Annotated in this window: 1 protein-coding gene; it reads left to right on the forward strand. The window is 67.9% G+C overall.

Annotated elements, in window-relative coordinates; genetic code table 11:
* A partial coding sequence (locus tag ABZU75_RS46440) for a type I polyketide synthase (RefSeq protein ID WP_355569998.1) occupies window positions 1-1427 on the forward strand: 1427 nt, incomplete at both ends.

A 1427-nucleotide genomic window follows, 5' to 3' on the forward strand; every position in this document is an offset into this window, starting at 1 on the left:
GGGGTGGATGCCGAGCATCCGTTGACGGCGGTGATTCATACCGCGGGTGTGCTGGATGACGGGACGATTCCGTCGTTGACGGCGGAGCGGTTGGAGACGGTGTTGCGGCCGAAGGTGGATGCGGCCTGGTATCTGCATGAGCTGACCCGGGGTCTGGATCTGGCGGCGTTCGTGGTGTTCTCGTCGGTGGCGGGGACGTTCGGTGGGGCGGGGCAGGGTAACTACGCGGCGGCGAACGCGTTTTTGGACGCGTTGGCGGAGGTGCGGCGGGCTGAGGGGCTGGCGGGGTTGTCGCTGGGGTGGGGTGCCTGGGCGCAGGACGCCGGGATGACGGGCACGCTGAGCCAGGCGGATATGCGGCGGATGGCGCGGGCGGGGATGATGCCGTTGTCGCCTGAGCAGGGTTTGGCGTTGTTCGAGGCCGCTGTTGCGATGAGTCGTGCGGTGGTTGTGGCGGCGCGGTTTGATGTGGCGGCGGCGCGCACGCAGGGTGAGGTGCCTCATCTGTTGCGGGGGTTGGTGCGTGGGGTTCGCCGGTCGGCGGTGTCGGTGTCGGTGTCGGGGGTGGGTGATGGGGCGTTGGTTCGGCGGTTGGCCGGTCTGGGGCAGGCCGATCGGGTGCGGTTGGTGGTTGAGCTGGTTCGGGGTGAGGTGGCCACGGTGCTGGGGCATGCTTCGCCGCAGCTGGTGGAGGTGCGGCGGGAGTTCCGGGAGTTGGGGTTCGACTCGCTGACCGCGGTGGAGTTGCGTAACCGGTTGAACGGCGCGACGGGGTTGAGGTTGCCGGCGACGTTGGTGTTCGACTATCCGACTCCGGTGGTGCTGGCGGAGTTCCTGCTGGGCAAACTGCTCGGCGAGCAGGCCGACGTGATCATCCCCACGTCCGTCGTGCCTGCGGCGGACGACCCGATCGTGATCGTGGGCATGGCGTGCCGCTATCCGGGCGGGGTGAGTTCCGCGGAGGACCTGTGGCGGCTGGTGGCCGAGGGCGGTGATGGGATCGGCGAGTTCCCGACGTCCCGGGGTTGGGATCTCGACGGGTTGTACAACCCGGATCGGGAGAATCGCGGTACCAGTTATGTGCGTGAGGGTGGTTTCCTGCATGAGGCGGGGGAGTTCGATCCGGGGTTCTTCGGGATCTCGCCGCGTGAGGCGTTGGCGATGGATCCGCAGCAGCGGTTGCTGCTGGAGGCCACCTGGGAGGCGATCGAGCGGGCGGGGATGGATCCGGTCTCGCTGCGTGGCAGCCGTACCGGGGTGTTCGCCGGGGTGTCGTATCACGACTACGCGTCAAGCGTGGAGTTCCCGCCGGATGTGATGAGTTTCTTCGGCACCGGTAATGCCGGGAGTGTGTTGTCGGGTCGGGTCTCGTACGCGCTGGGCCTGGAGGGTCCGGCGATGACGGTGGATACGGCGTGTTCGTCGTC

This window comes from Streptosporangium sp. NPDC005286, assembly GCF_040607515.1.
GTDB lineage: Bacteria > Actinomycetota > Actinomycetes > Streptosporangiales > Streptosporangiaceae > Streptosporangium.